Raw genomic sequence first — 18,818 nt, 5'->3', positions numbered from 1 at the left:
CTACACCTGGAACTCGGTGACCGCGTCGATGACGCGAGCCTGCTGCGCCTGCGACAGCAGCGGCCACAGCGGTAGCCGCACGATCGTCGCCGAGAAGTTCGCCGATCGGGTGCACGGCACCGGCGTGCGGCCGTACTTGAGCCCGGCCGGGCTGGAATCCAGCGGAATGTAGTGGAACGGCGCGACGATGCCGCGCTCGGCGAGGTGGCCGATGATGCGGTCGCGGCTCTCCTCGGTCGGCATCCGCAGGTAGAACAGGTGCGCGGTGTGGCCGCGGTCGGCGGGCACCGTCATGGGGCGCACATCGTTGCGGGCCGCCCACTCCGGCAGCGCCGCCGCGTAGGTGTCCCACACCCGGTGCCGCTGCCGCTGGATGGTGTCGAACTCGGCCAACTGGGCGTCGAGGACCGCCGCGTTGAGCTCGCTGGGCAGGTAGCTGGAGCCGATGTCCTGCCAGGAGTACTTGTCGACCTGACCACGCAGGAAGCGGGCGCGGTCGGTGCCCTTCTCGCGCATGATCTCGGCGCGACCCATCAGGATCTCGTCCGAGAGCAGCAGCGCGCCACCCTCGCCGCAGTGCACGTTCTTGGTGTCGTGGAAGCTCTGTGTACCCAGCGTGCCGATGGTGCCGAGCTGCCTGCCGCGCCAGGTGCCGCCGAGACCGTGCGCGTTGTCCTCGATGATCGCCAAGCCGTGCTGGGCGGCCAGCGCGAGCAGCGGCTCCATGTCGGCGGCCACCCCGCCGTAGTGCATGACGACGATCGCCTTGGTGCGGTCGGTGATCGCGGCCGCCGCGGCCGCCGGATCGATGTTGCCGGTCGAATCGTCGATGTCGACGAACACACATGTCGACCCGCGCAGCGCCATCGCCGTGGCCGCCGAGGTGAACGCGAAACTCGGGACGATCACCTCGTCCTCGGGGCCCAGTTCCAGCAGCAGCGCGCCGAGTTCGAGAGCGTGCGTGCACGAGGTGGTGAGCAGCGCGTGCCCGGCGCCGGTGATGGCCTTGATCTTCGCCGTCGCCGACTTGGTGAACGTGCCGTCACCGTGACTGTGATCGGAGTCGAGCACGGCCAGCAGATTGGCGCGCTCGGCGGCGGCGCGGAACGGCCTGCTGAAGATGATGCGCTCGTTCACTCGTGGTGACCCTTCTCCGCCGCGGCTGCCGGCGCCACGGCGTCGACTCGATGAGGCACAGCCGGCGCATGCATCGTATCCGGGCGCGGAGTCGGGGTCTCGACGGTCAGGTACAGCGGCTTGCCGACCAGGATGTGCAGCGCCACACCGAGATACTCGGCGATCAGGCCCAGCGAGAACAGGGTCGCACCCGAGCACAACAGCAGCACGACGATGATCGACGCCCAACCCTCGGGATCGTGGTTGTCCTGGGTCAGCGCCTGCACGATGACCACGGCGGCCATGATCACCCCGGCCAGCGCCAGGGTCACCCCGAGCATGCTGACCAGGCGCAGACCGCGGGTGCCGCTGCACAGCACCATCTTCCAGAACAGCGAGAACAGGCGGCGGTAGTTGTAGCCGGACTCCTCGCGGCCTTCGGCACGCAACACCACCGGCACCTGCACGGCGTTGCCGACCACCCAGGTCAGCGCCACGTCCAGGTACACACCGTTGGCGGCGACCTCGGCCAGCTGACGGCCGATGTCACCGCGGATCAGCCGGAAGCTCTCGAAGCGCGTCGAATCCGGGAACGCGAACACCGTCGCGAGCACGATCTTGGCTCCGCGCGAGGTGAGGTTGCGCAGGAAACCGTGCGGGCGGGTGTTGGTCGGCTTGGAGTAGACCAGGTCCGCGCGCGAGGCCAGCGCCGCGTCGAGGAAATCGGCGATGAACGCCGGGTCGTGCTGACCGTCCTCGTCCATGGTGACGATCCAGTCGCCGCGCGCGGCCGCCATCCCCGCGATCGTGGCGGCGTCCTGGCCGAAGTTGCGGCTCAACCAGACCGGGCGCACCTGCGGGTAGGTGCGGGCCAGCTCCTGCAGCACCACGTCCGACCGGTCGGGGCCGTTGTCGTGCACGAGGATGATCTCCTCGACCGCGAACCGGGCGCCGGCGGCGGACGTCGACGGACCGGTCAGCCGATCCAGCTCGGCGACCAGGGCAGCGATCGTCTCCTCGCCGCGATACACCGGCACGACCACCGACACCGAATGCACCGGGCGCGATCCGTCGCGGTCGGGCGCACCGGCACGCAGGACGGCGCCGGGGCGGGACGAGGGTGCGGGAGGAAGCGGCATCGTCGACTTTCGTGTGTTTTTGGCGGCGGGCGCCGAGGACAGCAGAGACTCCTGCGGTGGTGCGCACTTTAACACCGGAATGCGACACCTCGTGGTGTGGCCAGGGGCGATCGGGGACACCCGGTCCAAGCCCCGTGCGACGGTGCCGATGTGGTCGCTTGCCTGTAGGGTCTGGTCCTCGTGGTGGAAAGTAGAACCCCTCCCCGTCGTGCCGTGTACCTGTGGGGCTTGATCACCTCCCTCGGAGTGATCGCGGGCTTCGGCGCGGTTCTGCTGGCCAACGCCAGACACTTCTACACCGACGACACCGAATCCCAGTACGTGCCGCTGTGGGTGATGCTCGGCAGGCGGCTGCGCGACGGCGATCTGCCGGTGATGGTGCCCGAGCACTGGATGGCCGGAAACTACGCGATCGAGGAAGCGGGACTGCTGAATCCGCCGCAGTTGCTGATCGATCTGATCGCGCCCTCGGTGGACAATCTCGTGCTGTACGCGACCGTGGTGAAGCTGATCTTCGCGATCATCCTCGGCCTCGGCGTCTACCGGATCTGCCTGGCCTACGGCGCGAAGGTGCAGTGGGCCGCGCTGGCCGGCGTCTCGATCCCGTTCACCGGGTGGCTGCTGTTCTTCGACGAGGCCAGCTGGATGACCGCGTTCACCGGCACCGCCTGGATGGTGCACGCGTGGGCCTCGGGCGTGCGCTACGCGCGGGGCCGGGGCGGGCCGATCCCGGTGTTCGTCTACCTGTACCTGGCGATCTCGGTGCAGTACATCTTCCCCGCGGTCGAGGCCGGTCTGATGATCGGCGCTGTCGCGGTGGGCGAGCTGATCTACCAGAAGGCCTGGCGGCCCCCGCTGAAGCTGCTGATGGTCTCCGGACTGGCCGCGCTCGCCGGGCTGGCGACGTATCTGCCGTCCATGCTGTCGGCGAAGGTGACCTGGCGCGGTACCGCCCAGATCAACAACGACCAGTTCCTCACCGTGCCGTGGTCGGAATCGCTGAACGCGAGCCTGCCTTCGACGCTGCCCGCCTTCACCTCGTGGTGGGGCTATGTGCAGCCGCTGCCGGTGGTCTACATCGCCTGGTTCCTGATCCCGGCGCTGGCGTTCATCGACTGGGGCCGGGCGCGGGCCGCCTGGCGCGAGCTCAGCGGTATCGCGCTGTTCGCGATCGCGGCGCTGATGTGGACCGCCGGCCCCGGCACGATCGGCCCGCTGCGCTGGCCGGCGCGCGTGCTGCCGATGGTGGCGCTGGGTCTGCTGCTGCTGGTCTGCGTGCTGCTCGGACGGTTCGCCACCTTCAAGGACTGGCGTTCGCGCGGCATCGCCGCGGCGGTGCTGATCGGGCTGCTGTGGGTGCGCTCGTTCTCGGCCGACCCGCACAACTGGCTGGTCCACATCGGCGCCGCGCTGGTGCTGGCCGCGCTCGGCGCGGGCGTGGTGTGGCTGGCGGTGAACAGGGGCACCTCGGCGGCGGTCGCGCTGGCGATCGTCGCGGTCTTCCCGATCGCCTACTTCCAGGTCGACCGGGCGCAACCGACGCCGATGAGCTGGAACCTGCCCAGCGACCGCGCCGCGGCCATGGCGGCGTTCCCCGACTTCGCGGGCACCACCCTGCAGTTGGGTGATCGCGCGCTGATCCAGCCGGGGGAACGCACGCTCGACGGCGCCTACGGCTCGCTGGTGTTCGGCAACTACGCCAAGGATCTCGAGCTCACCTACGTCAGCGGCTACACCCCCAACGGGCACTACTGGTTCGGCGACATGCTCTGCATGCGCTGGGACACCAGCGTCTGCCCCGACGCGTACCGGCGTGCGTTCGCGGTCGAGCCGTCGACCGGCAAGACCATCGTCGACCTGATGAACGTCGACCGTGTCGTCCTGCAGCGCGCGCTCTACCCGGACGCGCGCGCCCAGGAAGCTCCCACGGGCTGGAAGTGGGTCGACTACCCGGGCCACGAGAAGTACATCGCGGTGCTCGAACGCGAGAACGGTCTGATCTCCACCCGCAACGGCCGCGTCTCCGCGGTCGAGGGCGGTACCGCGGTCTCGGTGTCGGAGACCGACACCACCAGCCGGGTCCGGGTCAGTTCCGACAACGGCGGCCGGGTGGTGTTCGCCCGGCTGGGCTGGCCGGGCTACCGGGTGAGCATCGACGGCAAGGACGTGCCGTTCAAGGTCGTCGCCAAGAGCTTCGTCGCGGTCGACATCCCGGCAGGCACCCGCAACGGCGACCTCGAGCTGACCTGGCGTCCGCCGGGCTGGAAGATCGGCGGCGCCGCCATCGCGCTCGGGTTGCTCGGCCTCGGGCTGTTCCAGTGGCTCTACGTGCGCGGACGCAAGCCCGAGGACGAACCGGACGCGCCCACGGCCGAGTCGATCCCGACCGAGGACGCCGAGCTCGCGGACGCGGTGCGATGACCACCGAGGCGGCGTCGGCCGGCGGCGTGCTCGAGACGCCGGGCCCGCTGCTGCGGATCGTCAAGCGTCAGGAGCTGGCGTTCGCGATCGTCGGCGGGTTCAACACCCTGCTCGGCATGGCGCTGGCCGTGTTCTGGCTGGGCGTGCTCGGCGACGGCAGGCCCGGTCTGGCGGTCGTCGCCGCGTACGCGGTGAGCACGGTCGTCGCCTTCGTGCTGCACCGGACGCTGGTGTTCCGGGTGCGCGGGCACCTGCTGCGTGACTTCGTCGCCTTCTGCGGGGTGAACGCGGGCGGATTGGTCCTCAACGTGATCCTGGTCGAGGTGGCCGTGACGGCCTTGGGGTTCCCGGCCGCGCCCGCCTCGGTGATCGTGATGGGTCTGGTCGCGGTGCTCAGCTTCTTCGGGCACCGCTACATCTCGTTCCGGCGGGCGCGGTAGGTTAGGGACATGGCGCACGAATCCACCCTCGACGCAACCCTGCTCGGCCTGCTGGCCTGCCCCCAGGACAAGGGCCCGCTGCAGCTGGTGCGCACCGAAGCGGACGCGAGCGTGCTCTACAACCCGCGCCTGCGCCGCGCCTACCCGATCGACAACGGCATCCCGGTACTGCTGATCGACGAGGCGCGCGACGTGAGCGACGCCGAACACGAGTTCTTCACCGCTCAGTCCTGAGCGGAACGGCGAACAGCGCCGCGGCCCCGGCGATCAGCGCGATCCCGGTCAGCAGCAGCGCCGCTCGTCCACCCCACACCTGCGCGAGTACCCCGATCGCCACCGTCGACAGGGCGACGACCGCGCTGTTGGTGACGGTCCAGGCGGTCAGCACGCGGGTGGTGACCCCCGGTGCGATCCGTTCCAGCCGGTAGGTCGCGAACACCGGGGTGAACACCGCCATCGCCGCCACGATCCAGGTCTGGATCACCAGCACGACGACCATCCCCGCCACGCCGGGCGGTGTCCACGCCAGAAAGATCGACGCGCCGACCCGCGCGATCCCCGCACCGCGCAGGACCGCGGCCGCGCCGACCCGGCGCACCAGCGGCCCGGTCAGCCGGGTCGCCGCGAGACCGCCGAGACACGGCAGCCCCAAGACGATGCCGTACTGCCAGGTCGCGAAGCCGAGATCGCGGATGAGCAGCACCGTCAGCACGGGCGCGCTGCCCATGATCAACCCGCTGACCAGGCAGGTGTGCACGCACAGCCGGCGCAGCGCCGGATCCGCGCGGATGATCCGCAGGCCCGCCCCGGTCCCGCCGACGACCGCCGACCCGGCCGCGACCGACTCGCGGGCCCGGATCCCGGCCAGCGCCCAGGCCGACCCGAGATAGCTGACCGCGTCGATCACCACCGCGATCACCGGCCCGAAGATTCCGAACAGCACCCCGCCGACGGGCGGCCCGGTCGCGGTGACCGCCCACTGTGTCGCCTCGAGCCTGCTGTTGGCCGACAGCAGCAGCTCCGGCGGCGCCACCGCGCGCAGCAGCGCACCACGCGCGGCGGTGAACACGATCGTCGCCGCGGCGGTGACAGCCGCGACCACCACCAGCAGCCCGTACCCGAGCATCCCCAGCCACCACGCCACGGCCACGCTCGCCAGCACCGCGCACCGCACCAGATCGGCGCCGATCAGCACCGCGCGCTTGGGCGCGCGTTCGGCCCAGCCACCCAGCGGCGCCGCCAGCACCGCGCCCGCCGCGGGCCCGATCGCGGCCAGCGCGGCCACCGCGAAAGCCCCGGCCCGCAGCTGCGTCACCGCGAGCAGGGCGAACGAATCCATCGCGATCCGGCTGCCGAGGGCACTGACCCCGAACGAGGTCCACAGCCGGGTGAAATCGCGGCCGAGTCGAGGCGCCCAGACGGCGGTGCTACGCATGCCCGACACCGAATCACCGCGCACCCCAGCCGATCAAACAACCGCAGCGCGCGATGCGCACAACCCGCGGTTGTCCGCCGAAGTCCGCGCGCCTGTCTAGGGTGGGTGCCGTGGATTTCCGAGCCGTCGCCACCTTCGTCGCCGTCGTCGACACCGGGCAGTTCCAGGAGGCCGCGGCCGATCTCGGCATCAGTCAGCAGGCGGTGTCCAAGCGCATCGCGGGCCTCGAGGCCGAGTACGGCACCCAGCTGTTCCGCCGCACTCCGCACGGCGCCGAGCTGACCGCGACCGGCCGGATGCTGCTGCCGCACGCCCGCGAAATCCTGCTGGCCTGCCGCCGCGCGGAGGCAGCGCTGCGGCCGCCGACGCGACCGCTGCGCGTCGACGTCATCGCCACCCGGGTCGGTTCGGCCGCCCTGTTGCGGCGTTTTCATCACGCCCATCCCGCCGTGCAACTCGACGTGCTGACCCTGCGCGGGGACGCCGCCCTGCGGGCGGTCGCGGACGGCGAGATCGACGCGGCGCTGCTGGCGGTCGCGACGCCGCTACCGGAGTCCGTCCTCGCCCGCCGGGTCTACGACGAACCGCTGCAGCTGCTCGTCGGCTCGGAACATCCTCTGGCCGAACGGCATTCGATCCGGCTGGCCGAACTGCGCGAGGTGCGCCTGTGGATGCCGGGTTTGGCGCCCGGCACCGAATGGGACGCCTACTACCGCGACCTGACCGCCGACTTCGCCCTCGACATCGACTGCGCCGGACCAAATTTCGGGATGGAGCACCTCCTCGACACGATCGGCGACGACCCACGGACCGCGACTCTGATCGGCGTCGACACCCGCATCGACGCCGGATCGCGCCGCACCCTGCGCCGCATCGAGCTGACCGACCCGACCCCCTGCTACCCCTGGTCGGTCTGCGTGCGCGCCGACGACCAGCATCCGGCCGTGTCCACCCTGCTCGACCATCTCGCCCGCGACCGCCCCGCCGAACCGGCCGACCGCTGGCTACCGCCGTGGGCGCCCGCCGAAAGCCTGCCTCACCGGATCTCGCCGGTCAGGTAGCGCTGCACCGTGGGACCGACCGCGGCGACGACCTCGTCGATCGGCATCGAGGCCAGCGGCTCGATGTCGACGATCTTGCGGGCGGTGAGCAATCCGACCATCTGCGACGCCGCCAGCGCCACCCGCGCGCGGCCGTCGTCGGTGGGGGTGGCGATCCGCACGCGCACCCGCTCGAGCACCACCTGGAGCAGGAACGTTCGGGCCAGATTCGTCTCGCCGCCGCCGAAGATGCTGCGCACCATGGCCACGATGCCCGGCCCGGCGGGGGAGTCCCACACCCCGACCACCGCGCGCACGATCGTCGGCCCGAGCTCGTCCAGCGGCGCGCGATCGACCGCGGCCAACGTCGCCTCCGGGTCGGCAGGGAACGCCACGACGGCGGCGAACAACTGCTGCTTGGTGCCGAAATAGTGGTGCACCAGGGCGGGATCGACATCGGCGTCGCCGGCGATCGCCCGGATCGAGGTCTTGTCGAAACCGGTGTCGGCGAACCGGATCCGGGCCGCGTCGAGAATCGCCGCGCGGGTATCGGTATTGCCGGGCCTGCGCCCGGTCCGACCGGAGCGCGCTGGGCCCGTACCGGATTCGCCGTCACTCATGGATCCGTGTCTCCTCGTCCGTCAGGGGGTCCGTCGACGCAGGGTAGCCGCGCCCAGGCACAGGGCGACCACCGCGAACCCGGCGACGATCGCGATGTCCACCCACATGGTCGCGGTCGGCTCCGGATGCAGCGATACCTGCTGCAGCGCGTCCACCGCATAGCTCAACGGCATCACATTGCTGATCGCCTCCAGCCAGTCGGGCAGCCGATCGCGCGGAACGAGCAAGCCGCACAGGAAGATCTGCGGGGCCACGACCACCGGCATGAACTGCACGGCCTGGAACTCGGTGCGCGCGAATGCGCTGGCCAGCAGGCCCAGCGCCACCCCGCAGACCGCGTCGACCATGGCGATGAGCATGACCCAGCCGGGATTGCCCGCCGCGTTCATCCCGAGCAGCCAGAACGCGACCAGGCAGGCGACGGCGGCCTGCGCGGCGGCGGCCAGCGAGAAGGCACTGCCGTAGCCCGCCAGCAGGTCGAGCTTGCGCAACGGGGTGGTGAGCAGACGCTCGAGCGTGCCCGAGGTGCGTTCGCGCTGCATCGCGATGGCGGTGATCAGGAACATGACGATGAACGGCAGGATGCCGAGCATGGTGATGCCGACCCGGTCGAAGATCGTCAGCGGGGCGTGCGGCGGGCCCGGGGCGTCCTGATAGATGAAGTACAGCAACGTCATCAGCAGCGCCGGGACCACCAGGATCATCGCCACGGTGCGGTGATCGTTGCGCAGCTGCCGCAGGATCCGGCCGGTGGTGGCGGTATAGGGGCGCAGGGTGGTACTCATGCGCGCTCTCCCATCGTGATCAGGGTGAGGAAGGCGGTCTCGAGGTTCTGTTCCTCGGTGCGTTCACGCAGTTCGTCGGGGCTGAGCTGGGCGAGCAGGTGGCCGTCGCGCATCAGCAGTAGCCGATCGCAGTGGTCGGCCTCGTCCATCACGTGACTCGAGACGAGCAGGGTCGTTCCCGCCGCGGCCAATTCGCGGAACTGCTTCCACAGCTCCACCCGCAGCACCGGGTCGAGCCCGACGGTCGGTTCGTCCAGGACCAGCAGCTCCGGTCTGCCGACCAGCGCGCAGGCCAGCGACGCCCTGGTCTGCTGCCCGCCCGAGAGCTGGTCGCCGAGCTGATCGGCGTACTCGCCCAAACCGACTGCGGTGAGCGCGGATTCGACGTCGTCGCGGTCGCGGCCGTAGAGCGCGGCGTAATAGCCGACGTTCTCGCGGACGCTGATGTCGGCGTAGATGCTCGGCGCCTGGGTGACGTAGCCGACCCGGCGCCGCAGCCCGGCGCTGCCCGCCGGTTCGCCGAGCACGGTGACGCTGCCCGATTCGATGATCTGTGTGCCGACGACGCTGCGCATCAGGGTGGTCTTGCCGCAGCCGGACGGGCCGAGCAGGCCGGTGATCGAGCCGCGCGGGATGTCGAGGGTGAGCCCGTGCAGGACGGTGCGTTTTCCGCGAGTGACGGTGAGTCCGTCGACCCGGATCGCGGTCGGTGGCGGAGCGGGGTGCGACATGGTCGCCTCAATTCATCGAGTGTTGAATTCACTACGTGATGAATTTAGCGCGACCCTGTCGGCGGGACAAGGGTCAGTGCGCGTGTCGAGGGGGTGTCCCGGCCTGTTGACCAGGCTCGACGACCACGAACTGGCCCATCATGCCCAGGTCCTCGTGCCAGAGCAGATGGCAGTGATACATGTACGGCGTGTCTGGGTCGGCGGGTCCGTCGAAGCGCAGCGCCAGCGTCGCGGTGGTGTTCGGCGGGAGGAAGATCGTGTCCTTGGCGCCGGTCAGCTCGGGCGGCGGCGGGGCGCCCGCGTAGTCGAGCACCCGGAACTGCACGTCGTGGACGTGGAAGTTGTGCGGCATCCCGTCGGCATTGCGGACCACCCATTTCTCGGTCGTGCCGCGGGTGACGGTCGCGTCGACGCGGTCCATCGCCATCGGCGCGCCGTTGATGCCGGCGAGGGTGAGATCGAAGTGGCGCTCCACCGCGGTGTCGGAGCCGTCCGGCGTCGACGGCGGGACGAGGGTGTCGGGCAGCGCGGGGGAGGGGCGCAGCGCGTCGGCGGCTCTGAGCTCGAGGACGTCGAACCGGTCGTCGCCCCCGGAGAACCGGTTGGTCCAGAAGTCCAGGCCGACGTCGAGTTGCTCGCTGCGCAGCACCGCGCGCTCACCCGGGTGCATCCGCACCACGATCTCGGCGCGCTCGCCCGGCGAAAGGCGCACGGCCGTCATCGTTTCCGGACGTTCGAGGAGGCCGCCGTCGGAGGCGATCAGCGAGAACCGCTTGCTGTCGCGGAAGGCGAAGTTGTAGATCCGCGCGGTCGAAGCGTTGAGCAGGCGCAGCCGGACCAGCTCGTCGCCGACCTCCTGGTACGGCGCGAGGGTGCCGTTGACCAGCAGTCGATCACCGAGGAAGCCGACATCGCGGAAGGTCGCGTGGCTGCCGTCGAAGCGGTCGCCGCGCAGGCGGATATCCTGCACGATCACCGGGATGTCGTCGACGCCGTAGGCGTCCGGCAGCGGCAGGGCGGTCGCCGCGTCGTCGTCGACGAGGAACAGGCCCGCCAGGCCGCGGCGGACGTGATCCTCGGTCGCGCCGTGCGGGTGCGGGTGGTACCACAGCGTCGAAGCCGGTTGCGCGACAGTCCATTCCGGTGTCCACGTCTGGCCCGCGTCGACCATCTGGTGCGGTCCGCCGTCCATCTTCGCCGGTAGGTGCATGCCGTGCCAGTGCACCGTCGACGCCTCGGGCAGCTGGTTGCGCACGCGGACCCGCACCTGCTCGCCGCGCGCCGCGCGCAGGGTCGGGCCGAGGTAGCTGCCGTTGAATCCCCAGGTCTCGGTCGACCGGCCGGGCTCGAATTCGGTGGTGCCGGAACGCATGTCGAGGGCGAACACCCGGGCGCCGTCCGGGTCGACGGTCGAGGGTGCCAGCGGGGGGATCGCCAGCGGCCGCGCGAATTCCGTGGTGCCGACGGTGGAGACGTCGGCACGGGCCCAGGTCCAGGTCACCAGCCCGGCGATCGCGAGCACCAGGGTGAGGGCGAGCGCGCCCGCGCCGAGCAGTATCCGGCGCACGCGGCCGGGGCGAGAAGGGGAAGCCATGTCCCGACGGTAGGGACGGTGCCGGGGCGCGCACATCGGGATGATTCCCCCACCCGACCCTGGCTCGCACCCTGATCGGATCGACATCCGGGCTGGTCACCGTGGATTTCCGGGTCCCCGGCAGGTTGTGTGATGTGAGTCACAAAGACGAGGTGTCACGTTCCTGCGAGGTCGTTTGTCCTATCGACATCCCACCGACAAGGAGCACCGCAATGAACACAACCACGCACCGCATCGTCGTCCTCGGCGCCGGCTACACCGGCATGCTGGCCGCGATCCGCCTTGCCCGGCGGACCCGCAAGCTCGACGTCGCGATCACCCTGGTCAACCCGTCGGCGCGGTTCACCGAGCGGCTGCGGATGCACCAGATCGCCGCCGGTCAGGAACTGGCGAACCACCACATCCCGGATCTGCTCGCCGGCACCGGGATCGATTTCGTGCAGGGCCGGGCGATCGCCGTCGACCCGGACGCGCGCCGTGTACACGTCGAGGGCATCGGCGAGCTCGCCTACGACGAACTGGTCTACGCCCTGGGCAGCACCACCGACACCACCACCGTCCCCGGTGTCGCCGAGCACGCCTGGACCCTGAACGATCCTCGCCTGGCGCACGAATTCGCCGGCGAACTCACCGCGCTCGCCGCGACCGGCGGTGCGGTGACGGTGTGCGGCGGCGGCCTGACCGGCATCGAGGCGGCCACCGAGATCGCCGAGAGCCACCCGGGCCTGCGTGTGACCCTGATCAGCTCGTCCGAGCCGGGCGCCATGATGGGGCAGCAGGCGCGTGCCCACCTGAACAGGGTGATGGACCGGCTCGGCATCGTGCGCGCGACCGGCCTGCGCGTCACCAAGGTGCTGCCCGACGCGGTCGAGCTCGCCGACGGCACCAGGGTCGAGGCCGATCTCACCCTGTGGACAAGTGGCGTGCGGGTCTCGCCGCTGGCCGCCGAGGCGGGCATCGCGACCGACGAGCGCGGCCTGATCGTCGTCGACCCCACCCTGAAGTCGCTGTCGCACCCCACGGTTCACGCGATCGGTGACGCCGCCGCGATCCACCAGGCCTGGGGACAGATCCACGGCACCTGCCAGAGCGGCCTGCCCACCGCCGCCTACACGGCCGACGCGATCGCCGCCGAGCTGCGCGGCAAGAAGGTGCGGCCGTTCCGGTTCGGCTACTTCCACCAGCCGGTGAGCCTGGGCCGCCGCGACGCGGTCATCCAGTTCACCAACGCCGACGACACCCCGCGCCGGTTCTACCTGACCGGCTGGGCCGCCCGGACCTACAAGCAGATGGTCAGCAGCAGCCCCGTCCCGACGTTCAAGGCCAGCCGGAAGATGATCATGAACGTCCAGCTGTCCAAGGGCGGCAAGGCGACTCGCGCCACCGCGTGAGCGAACCGAGCGAGCATGCCATGGTTGACCCCATGCCAGACCAGGATCCCTTCCTCGAGCACCGCAGGCTGCTGTTCTCGACCGCCTACCGCATGCTCGGCACCGTCACCGATGCCGAGGACATCCTGCAGGACGCGTGGATCAAGTGGAACGCCACCGATCGCGCCGCCGTCGAGCACCCGAAGGCGTACCTGGTCCGCACGGTCACCAACCTGTCGCTGAACCGGCTCACCTCCGCCAGGGTGACCCGCGAGACCTACGTCGGCCCCTGGTTGCCCGAGCCGGTGCTGACCTCACCCGACATCGCCGAGGACACCGCTTTGGCCGACACCGTCTCCACCGCGATGCTGGTGGTCCTGGAAACCCTGACCCCCGTCGAACGCGCGGTCTTCCTGCTGCGCGAGGTCTTCGGCTACTCGCACGCCGAGATCGCCGAGGCCCTGGACCGTTCCGAGGCGAGCGTGCGCCAGATCGCGCACCGCGCCAAGAACCACGTGCAGTCGCGGCGTCCGCGCTTCGATACCGACAAGGCCGCGCGCGCCCACATCACCGAGAGGTTCATGGCCGCCTGCGCGGGCGGCGACCTGAACGCGCTGATGGACCTGCTGGCCCCCGACGTGACCTGCTGGTCCGACGGTGGTGGCGTGGTCACCGCGGCGCGCAGGCCGCTCTACGGCCCGGACCACGTCGCCCGCTGGATTCTCGGCGTGCTGGCCAAACCGTCCTCGGCGGGTGCCGAACTCAGCGCCGCCGAGATCAACGGCGAACTCGGCACGCTCGCCTCCTTCGGCGGCAACCCCGGCGCCGCCTTCACCTTCGACCTCGTCGACGGACGCATCCAGAATCTGCGCTTCCAGGTCAACCCGGGCAAGCTGGCCGGGCTCTACCGCGGCACCGAGCTGCTCGGCTGAACCGACCGGTCGCCATGCCGCGCGGCGCTCCCGCCGCCGACCTACTATTCGCCGGTGACAGATACATCTCCGGCGCCCAGCCTCGACGGCGGGCAGGTGCGGGTCTCCACCCTCGAACTGTTCTTCGATCTCGTCTTCGTCTTCACCATCACCCAGCTGACCCATGTCTTCGTGCACCACCCGAACTGGGAGGCGCTGCTGCAGGTGGCGTTGATGTTCGGGGTGATCTGGTGGATGTACGGCGGGTACGTGTGGTTGACCAACGAGGTCGCGCCGAGCAGTTCCTCGCGCCGCACCTGGTTGCTGGTCGGCATGTCGGCGTTCTTCGTGCTCGTGCTCGCCGTGCCGGATGCCTTCCACGGCACGGGGATCGCGTTCGGCGTGGGGTACGCGCTGGTGACCGCGATCCACACGGCGATGTTCGCCTCCGCGGGAGGCGCGTCGGCGAGCCTGGCGATCCGGCGGATCGGGCCGCTGAACGCGCTGTCGGCCGCGCTCGTCCTCGGCGGCGGATTCACCCATCCGCCGGTGCAGTACCTGCTGTGGGCGGCGGCGTTCGCGGTGCAGATCCTCAGCCCGTACCTGGTCGACGCCGGCGGATTCGTGGTGCGCGCCTCGCACTTCTGCGAACGGCACGGACTGGTGATCATCGTCGCGCTCGGTGAGTCGATCGTCGCGCTCGGTGTCGGCTTGGCCGAGGAGCCGATCACGGTCGGGCTGATGGCGATGGTCGCCCTCGGTCTGGCGCTCGCGTACGTGCTGTGGTGGGCCTACTTCGGCTTCGACGACGAACGCGGCGAACACGCCCTGGCCGCACGCCCGGAGACCGAACGGGTTCGCCCGGCCCTGGTCGCCTACGACTACGCCTACTACCCGCTGCTGATCGGCGTCATCCTGACCTCGGCGGGCATCGCGCTGAGCATCGCGCACGGCGACGAGCCGGTGGGCTGGGGTGCGGCGGGCGCGCTGTCCGGCGGTGTCGCGCTCTACTTCGCCGGCCAGGCCTGGTTCCGCGCGACGCTCGGCCTGGCCGGTGCCCGCGCCAGGCTGATCGGGGCCGTCGTGGTCGCCGCGACCGCGCCGATCGGGGTGTACACGGTCGCGTGGGTGCAGCTCGCCGCGCTGGTCACCCTCGCCTACGCGGTCGTCATCCTCGACGACCGGCGCATTCTGCGCGCGGGTCAGCACAGCGCCTACGCCTGACCCGCCCGCGCCGGGATGGGTGACAATGGCGGTCGTGTCCGCTCAGGAACTGGCCGTCGATCCACCCACCGCCGCGCGCAGGCTGCTCGGCGCGACCCTGTCGTCCGGGCCGGTGTCGCTGCGCATCGTCGAGGTCGAGGCCTACGGCAGCGATCCGGCAGGCCCGTGGCCCGATCCGGCCGCCCATTCCTGGCCGGGGCCGACCGCCCGCAACGCGGTGATGTTCGGCCCCGCCGGGCGGCTCTACGTGTACCGCTCCTACGGAATCCACCTGTGCGTCAACGTGACCACCGGCTTCGACGGAATCGCCGGCGCGGTGCTGGTCCGGGCGGGGGAGGTGGTCGCCGGCGGGGAGATCGCTCGCCAACGGCGACCCGCGGCCCGCAGCGACGCCGATCTGGCGCGCGGACCGGGCAATGTCGGCAGCGCGCTCGGAATCAGCCTGGCCGACTACGGAACCGAGCTGTTCGATCCCTTCGCCGAGATCCGGCTGCACCTGGCCGAACCGGTCGCGGCGGCGCGGATCGAGGCGGGTCCGCGCGTCGGGGTGAGTGTCGCCGCCGAGGTGCCGTGGCGGTTCTGGTTGCCGTCGGCGGCGGTGTCGGTCTACCGCCGCAGTCCACGCGCTCCCGAACTCGCGCCGAAAAATTCTTCCCGGGGGCGATGAATTCCGCGGAACCGGTCCGTCCTATCTGGTGAACGCGCTACCCACCGAGCGCGACCGACCCGGAGGACACGAAATGACCACCACCGCCACCGCTTCCGCGACCTTCTCCAGCACCGCCTACCGCCCCGGCAAGATCCGCAACCGCGTCCTGTGGACCCTGCAGGTCGTGCTCGGCCTGTTCTTCATCATCGCCTCGGGCGGGCCGAAGCTGGTCATCCCGCACCTGTTGATGGACAACGCCCCCGCCAACCTGACCATCCCGATGGGGCTGCTCATCTTCATCGGCGTCGCCGAAGTGGCCGGCGGCATCGGCCTGATGGTGCCGCGGCTGGCCACCCTGGCCGCCGCGGGACTGTCGGTGCTCACCGTGCTCGCCGCCGCGACTCAGGCCTTCATCGCCGACGCGCCCTCGATGGCGATCTTCCCGCTGGCGCTGGCCGCGATCTTCGCCTGGATCGCCTACGAGCGCCGCGGCAGCCTCACCTCGCTGGTGCGGTGAGTCGCCGACCGCGCTGAGTATCGCCGGACCGTCTGGTCCGGCGATTTTCGGCGTCCGCGGACAACGGTGGGTTGTCCGCGGGCACAAGGTCTCGGCGCGGAACTCGTTGGCGAATCCTATGGGACGCAGGTCACTTCCGATGCGACGATCGAGGCCTACATGCCCGCCCCTTTCGCAGGAGACTTCGTGTTCACCTTCACCAGCAGCGACGGCATCACCATCCACGTCCGGAGCTGGTCGCCCACCGCTGCCGAACCGGTGGGCGTCGTGCAGATCGCGCACGGGATGGGCGAGCATTCCGACCGGTACAGCCACCTCGCCGCCACGCTCGCCGGCCTCGGCTACGCGGTCTACGCCGCCGACCATCGTGGTCACGGATACAGCATGTTCTCCGAACCCGGGCAGCTCGGCCCCGACGGCTGGAACCTGCTGGTCGCCGACCAGGTGACGCTGACCGGTCTGCTGCGCGAGCGTCATCCCGGTCTGCCGCTCACCCTGTTCGGGCACAGCCTCGGCTCCTTCGCGGTGCAGCAGTACCTGCTCGATCACTCCGACCTGGTCGACGAGGCCGTGCTGTGCGGTTCGACGGCGGTGGACGGGCTGTTCGACGCGATCGTGGCCGCGGGCGGCGACCTGACCACGTTCTTCAACGCGCGCTTCCAGCCGACCCGCACCGACGCCGACTGGATCAGCAGCGACGAGGCTCAGGTCGACGCCTACATCGCCGACCCGTGGTGCGGCTTCGCGGTCGACGACGCCAATATGGCGCTGCTGGCCACCACCGCCTACCAGCGCCTGACCGATCCGAGCACCGTGCGCTCCGACCTGCCGGTGTACGTCATGGTCGGCGACCAGGACCCGCTCAACGACGGCACCCGGCTGTCGGACCTGCTCGTCCAGCGCTACCGCGACGCCGGGCTCACCGACATCACCTACCGGATCTACCAGGGCGCCCGGCACGAGGTGCTCAACGAGGTCGACCGCGACCAGGTCGAGGCCGACCTCACCGCCTGGGTCACCCGGGCTCGGGTCTGAGCGCCCCGCTCGGCGAACACCGCCCGACCTGCGCGCGGGCGGCGGAACGAGTACGGAAAGATGGAACACCGTGACCGGCGACATCTTCGACGAACTGACCTGGCGCGGCCTGATCGCGCAGTCCACCGACCTGGACGAACTGCGAGCCGCGGCCGCCGCCGCGCCGCTGACCCTGTATGCCGGCTTCGACCCCACCGCGGCGAGCCTGCACGCGGGTCACCTCGTCCCGCTGCTCGCCCTGAAGCGTTTCCAGCGCGCGGGTCACCGGCCGATCGTCCTCGCCGGTGGTGCCACGGGCCTGATCGGCGACCCGCGCGACGTCGGCGAACGCACCATGAACTCCACCGACACCGTCGCCGAATGGGCGGGCCGCATCCGCTCCCAGCTCGAGCGCTTCGTCGACCTCGACGATTCGCCGACCGGCGCGATCATCGCCAACAACATGGACTGGACCGGTCCGCTGTCGACCGTCGACTTCTTGCGCGACATCGGCAAGCACTTCTCGGTGAATGTCATGCTGGCCCGCGACACCGTCAAGCGGCGGCTGGAAGGTGAGGGTATCTCCTACACCGAGTTCAGCTACATGCTGCTGCAGGCCAACGACTACCTGCAGCTGCGCCGCGAGTACGGCTGCACGCTGCAGGTCGGCGGCTCCGACCAGTGGGGCAACATCATCGCCGGCGTCGAGCTGAACCGGCGCGTCGACGGCGCGCACGTGCACGCGCTCACCGTGCCGCTGGTGACCTCGGCCGACGGCAAGAAGTTCGGCAAGTCCACCGGCGGCGGCAGCCTCTGGCTCGACCCCGAGCTGACCAGCCCCTACGCCTGGTACCAGTACTTCGTGAACACCGCCGACGCCGACGTCGTGCGCTACCTGCGCTGGTTCACCTTCCTGAGCCGCGAGGAACTCGACGCGCTCGAGCAGGCCACCGCCGAACGTCCGTTCGCGCGCGAGGCCCAGAAGCGCCTGGCCGCCGAGATGACGACGCTGGTGCACGGCGAAGCCGAGACCGCGGCGGTGGAACTGGCCAGCCAGGCCCTGTTCGGTCGCGGCGAACTGCGTGACCTGCCGGTGTCCACCCTGGGGGCCGCGCTGCGCGAGACCGCGATCGACGGCAAGGTCGCCGAAGTGGTGCCCGGCGAACCGAACACGATCGTCGACCTGCTCGTCGCCTCCGGCCTGGCCGAGAGCAGGGGAGCGGCCCGGCGGGTGGTGACCGAGGGCGGTGCGTCGGTGAACAACGAGCGCATCGGCGACATCGACTGGACCCCGTCCGACGCCGACTACCTGCACGGCGAGTGGCTGGTGCTGCGCCGGGGCAAGAAGAACATGGCCGGCGTGCGTCGCATAGCCTGATCTCGCGGTGGAGGCCTGAGTCACACCCGTGTGATTCAGGCCTGCGCGTGGGCCGGACACACGGCGCTGACCAGCGCAGTTGCCCTGCTGTCCAGGCGATTTGACGCAGCGTTTTCCGGCGCGTAACTTATTGGAAGTCAGAGCGACACGGACACCAACCCGGAGCCGAGACGCTGATCCAGAGGGTCGGCGGGCAAGGGACAACGAGGTAGGACGGGGAGCGCCTGGCGTTGCCTCGACTGCGTGAACAGCGTTACGATTGACATCGCCTGGAAGCACAGTTAGGCTGGAACAGTTGCCCTGCAGAAGATCCGGACGAGAGCCGGTGGTTCTGCTTGTGCGTGTGTTCTTTGAGAACTCAATAGTGTGTCGATGAATGTCAGTGCCAATATTATTATTGGTTCCGGCCTCTCATACCCCCCGGTTGACGAGG

18 protein-coding genes are annotated in these 18,818 nt (G+C 70.1%); 11 read left to right on the top strand and 7 right to left on the bottom strand.

Features of this window, described 5'->3' with window-relative positions:
• Entirely contained in the window at positions 1–1,137 is a 1,137-nt protein-coding gene (gene rffA / locus ATM97_RS12395; RefSeq protein ID WP_218718145.1) for a dTDP-4-amino-4,6-dideoxygalactose transaminase, read from the bottom strand.
• Complete coding sequence (locus ATM97_RS12390; RefSeq protein ID WP_218718196.1) at positions 1,134–2,174, bottom strand: glycosyltransferase; 1,041 nt, start codon at positions 2,172–2,174, stop codon at positions 1,134–1,136. The genes rffA and ATM97_RS12390 overlap by 4 nt, the downstream gene beginning before the upstream one ends.
• A 294-nt stretch (positions 2,175–2,468) precedes the next feature.
• On the opposite strand from ATM97_RS12390, the gene ATM97_RS12385 reads away from it, so the two are divergent.
• From ATM97_RS12385 to ATM97_RS12375, 3 genes are read left to right on the top strand one after another with little or no spacing between them, the layout of a single operon-like run.
• A complete protein-coding gene (locus ATM97_RS12385) occupies positions 2,469–4,676 on the top strand; it encodes a hypothetical protein (RefSeq protein ID WP_218718144.1) in 2,208 nt (735 codons plus the stop codon).
• A complete protein-coding gene (locus ATM97_RS12380; RefSeq protein ID WP_218718143.1) occupies positions 4,673–5,116 on the top strand; it encodes a GtrA family protein in 444 nt (147 codons plus the stop codon). Before ATM97_RS12385 ends, ATM97_RS12380 begins: the two co-directional genes overlap by 4 nt.
• 9 nt (positions 5,117–5,125) lie before the next feature.
• Positions 5,126–5,350: a Trm112 family protein gene (locus ATM97_RS12375; RefSeq protein WP_218718142.1), complete on the top strand. Its 225-nt coding sequence runs from the start codon at positions 5,126–5,128 to the stop codon at positions 5,348–5,350.
• On the opposite strand, the gene ATM97_RS12370 is transcribed toward ATM97_RS12375, so the two are convergent.
• On the bottom strand, positions 5,334–6,551 hold the full coding sequence (locus ATM97_RS12370) for an MFS transporter (RefSeq protein WP_218718141.1): 1,218 nt from the start codon (positions 6,549–6,551) through the stop codon (positions 5,334–5,336). The two genes, ATM97_RS12375 and ATM97_RS12370, sit on opposite strands and share 17 nt — an antisense overlap.
• Before the next feature lie 110 nt (positions 6,552–6,661).
• On the opposite strand from ATM97_RS12370, the gene ATM97_RS12365 reads away from it, so the two are divergent.
• Positions 6,662–7,612 (top strand): LysR family transcriptional regulator, encoded by a 951-nt coding sequence (locus ATM97_RS12365; protein WP_218718140.1) that lies wholly within the window; start codon positions 6,662–6,664, stop codon positions 7,610–7,612.
• Here ATM97_RS12365 and ATM97_RS12360 read toward each other — a convergent pair.
• The 4 genes from ATM97_RS12360 to ATM97_RS12345 all read right to left on the bottom strand — a co-directional run bounded on the left by ATM97_RS12360 (position 7,588) and on the right by ATM97_RS12345 (position 11,322).
• Complete coding sequence (locus ATM97_RS12360; protein ID WP_218718139.1) at positions 7,588–8,211, bottom strand: TetR family transcriptional regulator; 624 nt, start codon at positions 8,209–8,211, stop codon at positions 7,588–7,590. The two genes, ATM97_RS12365 and ATM97_RS12360, sit on opposite strands and share 25 nt — an antisense overlap.
• A gap of 21 nt (positions 8,212–8,232) precedes the next feature.
• Positions 8,233–8,997 carry an ABC transporter permease gene (locus tag ATM97_RS12355; protein WP_218718138.1) on the bottom strand — a complete coding sequence of 255 codons (765 nt, stop codon included), beginning with the start codon at positions 8,995–8,997 and terminating at the stop codon, positions 8,233–8,235.
• On the bottom strand, positions 8,994–9,728 hold the full coding sequence (locus ATM97_RS12350) for an ABC transporter ATP-binding protein (protein ID WP_218718137.1): 735 nt from the start codon (positions 9,726–9,728) through the stop codon (positions 8,994–8,996). Before ATM97_RS12350 ends, ATM97_RS12355 begins: the two co-directional genes overlap by 4 nt.
• Before the next feature lie 73 nt (positions 9,729–9,801).
• On the bottom strand, positions 9,802–11,322 hold the full coding sequence (locus tag ATM97_RS12345) for a multicopper oxidase family protein (RefSeq protein WP_218718136.1): 1,521 nt from the start codon (positions 11,320–11,322) through the stop codon (positions 9,802–9,804).
• A 212-nt stretch (positions 11,323–11,534) separates the two neighbouring features.
• Here ATM97_RS12345 and ATM97_RS12340 point away from each other — a divergent pair, with 212 nt between their 5' ends.
• The 7 genes from ATM97_RS12340 to tyrS all read left to right on the top strand — a co-directional run bounded on the left by ATM97_RS12340 (position 11,535) and on the right by tyrS (position 18,385).
• The gene (locus ATM97_RS12340; RefSeq protein WP_218718135.1) at positions 11,535–12,713 is read left to right on the top strand and encodes an NAD(P)/FAD-dependent oxidoreductase; all 1,179 of its coding nucleotides are present in this window, start codon (positions 11,535–11,537) and stop codon (positions 12,711–12,713) included.
• A 32-nt stretch (positions 12,714–12,745) separates the two neighbouring features.
• Positions 12,746–13,624: an RNA polymerase sigma-70 factor gene (locus tag ATM97_RS12335; RefSeq protein ID WP_218718134.1), complete on the top strand. Its 879-nt coding sequence runs from the start codon at positions 12,746–12,748 to the stop codon at positions 13,622–13,624.
• A gap of 54 nt (positions 13,625–13,678) precedes the next feature.
• A complete protein-coding gene (locus ATM97_RS12330) occupies positions 13,679–14,827 on the top strand; it encodes a low temperature requirement protein A (protein WP_218718133.1) in 1,149 nt (382 codons plus the stop codon).
• Between the two features lie 34 nt (positions 14,828–14,861).
• Positions 14,862–15,494, top strand: a complete 633-nt coding sequence (locus ATM97_RS12325; RefSeq protein ID WP_218718132.1) for a DNA-3-methyladenine glycosylase — start codon at positions 14,862–14,864, stop codon at positions 15,492–15,494.
• Between the two features lie 73 nt (positions 15,495–15,567).
• Positions 15,568–15,993 (top strand): DoxX family protein, encoded by a 426-nt coding sequence (locus tag ATM97_RS12320; protein WP_218718131.1) that lies wholly within the window; start codon positions 15,568–15,570, stop codon positions 15,991–15,993.
• A gap of 159 nt (positions 15,994–16,152) precedes the next feature.
• On the top strand, positions 16,153–17,028 hold the full coding sequence (locus ATM97_RS12315; protein WP_255587627.1) for an alpha/beta fold hydrolase: 876 nt from the start codon (positions 16,153–16,155) through the stop codon (positions 17,026–17,028).
• Positions 17,029–17,098: 70 nt separating this feature from the next.
• A complete protein-coding gene (gene tyrS, locus ATM97_RS12310; protein WP_218718130.1) occupies positions 17,099–18,385 on the top strand; it encodes a tyrosine--tRNA ligase in 1,287 nt (428 codons plus the stop codon).
• Positions 18,386–18,818: the final 433 nt, after the last annotated feature.

This window comes from Nocardia sp. MH4 (assembly GCF_019266065.1).
In the GTDB taxonomy this organism is placed as follows: domain Bacteria; phylum Actinomycetota; class Actinomycetes; order Mycobacteriales; family Mycobacteriaceae; genus Nocardia; species Nocardia canadensis.
Note: the sequence above shows the minus strand (reverse complement) of the source record. Positions and strands in the feature narration are given on the sequence as shown.

Bases quoted from the DNA above. Each gene is read 5' to 3' on its own strand.
- ATM97_RS12350 (WP_218718137.1), bottom strand. From the start codon at position 9,728: ATGTCGCACCCCGCTCCGCCACCGACCGCGATCCGGGTCGACGGACTC.
- ATM97_RS12345 (WP_218718136.1), bottom strand. From the start codon at position 11,322: ATGGCTTCCCCTTCTCGCCCCGGCCGCGTGCGCCGGATACTGCTCGGC.
- ATM97_RS12340 (WP_218718135.1), top strand. From the start codon at position 11,535: ATGAACACAACCACGCACCGCATCGTCGTCCTCGGCGCCGGCTACACC.
- ATM97_RS12375 (WP_218718142.1), top strand. From the start codon at position 5,126: ATGGCGCACGAATCCACCCTCGACGCAACCCTGCTCGGCCTGCTGGCC.
- ATM97_RS12355 (WP_218718138.1), bottom strand. From the start codon at position 8,997: ATGAGTACCACCCTGCGCCCCTATACCGCCACCACCGGCCGGATCCTG.
- ATM97_RS12320 (WP_218718131.1), top strand. From the start codon at position 15,568: ATGACCACCACCGCCACCGCTTCCGCGACCTTCTCCAGCACCGCCTAC.
- ATM97_RS12370 (WP_218718141.1), bottom strand. From the start codon at position 6,551: ATGCGTAGCACCGCCGTCTGGGCGCCTCGACTCGGCCGCGATTTCACC.
- ATM97_RS12360 (WP_218718139.1), bottom strand. From the start codon at position 8,211: ATGAGTGACGGCGAATCCGGTACGGGCCCAGCGCGCTCCGGTCGGACC.
- ATM97_RS12380 (WP_218718143.1), top strand. From the start codon at position 4,673: ATGACCACCGAGGCGGCGTCGGCCGGCGGCGTGCTCGAGACGCCGGGC.
- ATM97_RS12315 (WP_255587627.1), top strand. From the start codon at position 16,153: ATGCCCGCCCCTTTCGCAGGAGACTTCGTGTTCACCTTCACCAGCAGC.
- ATM97_RS12335 (WP_218718134.1), top strand. From the start codon at position 12,746: ATGCCAGACCAGGATCCCTTCCTCGAGCACCGCAGGCTGCTGTTCTCG.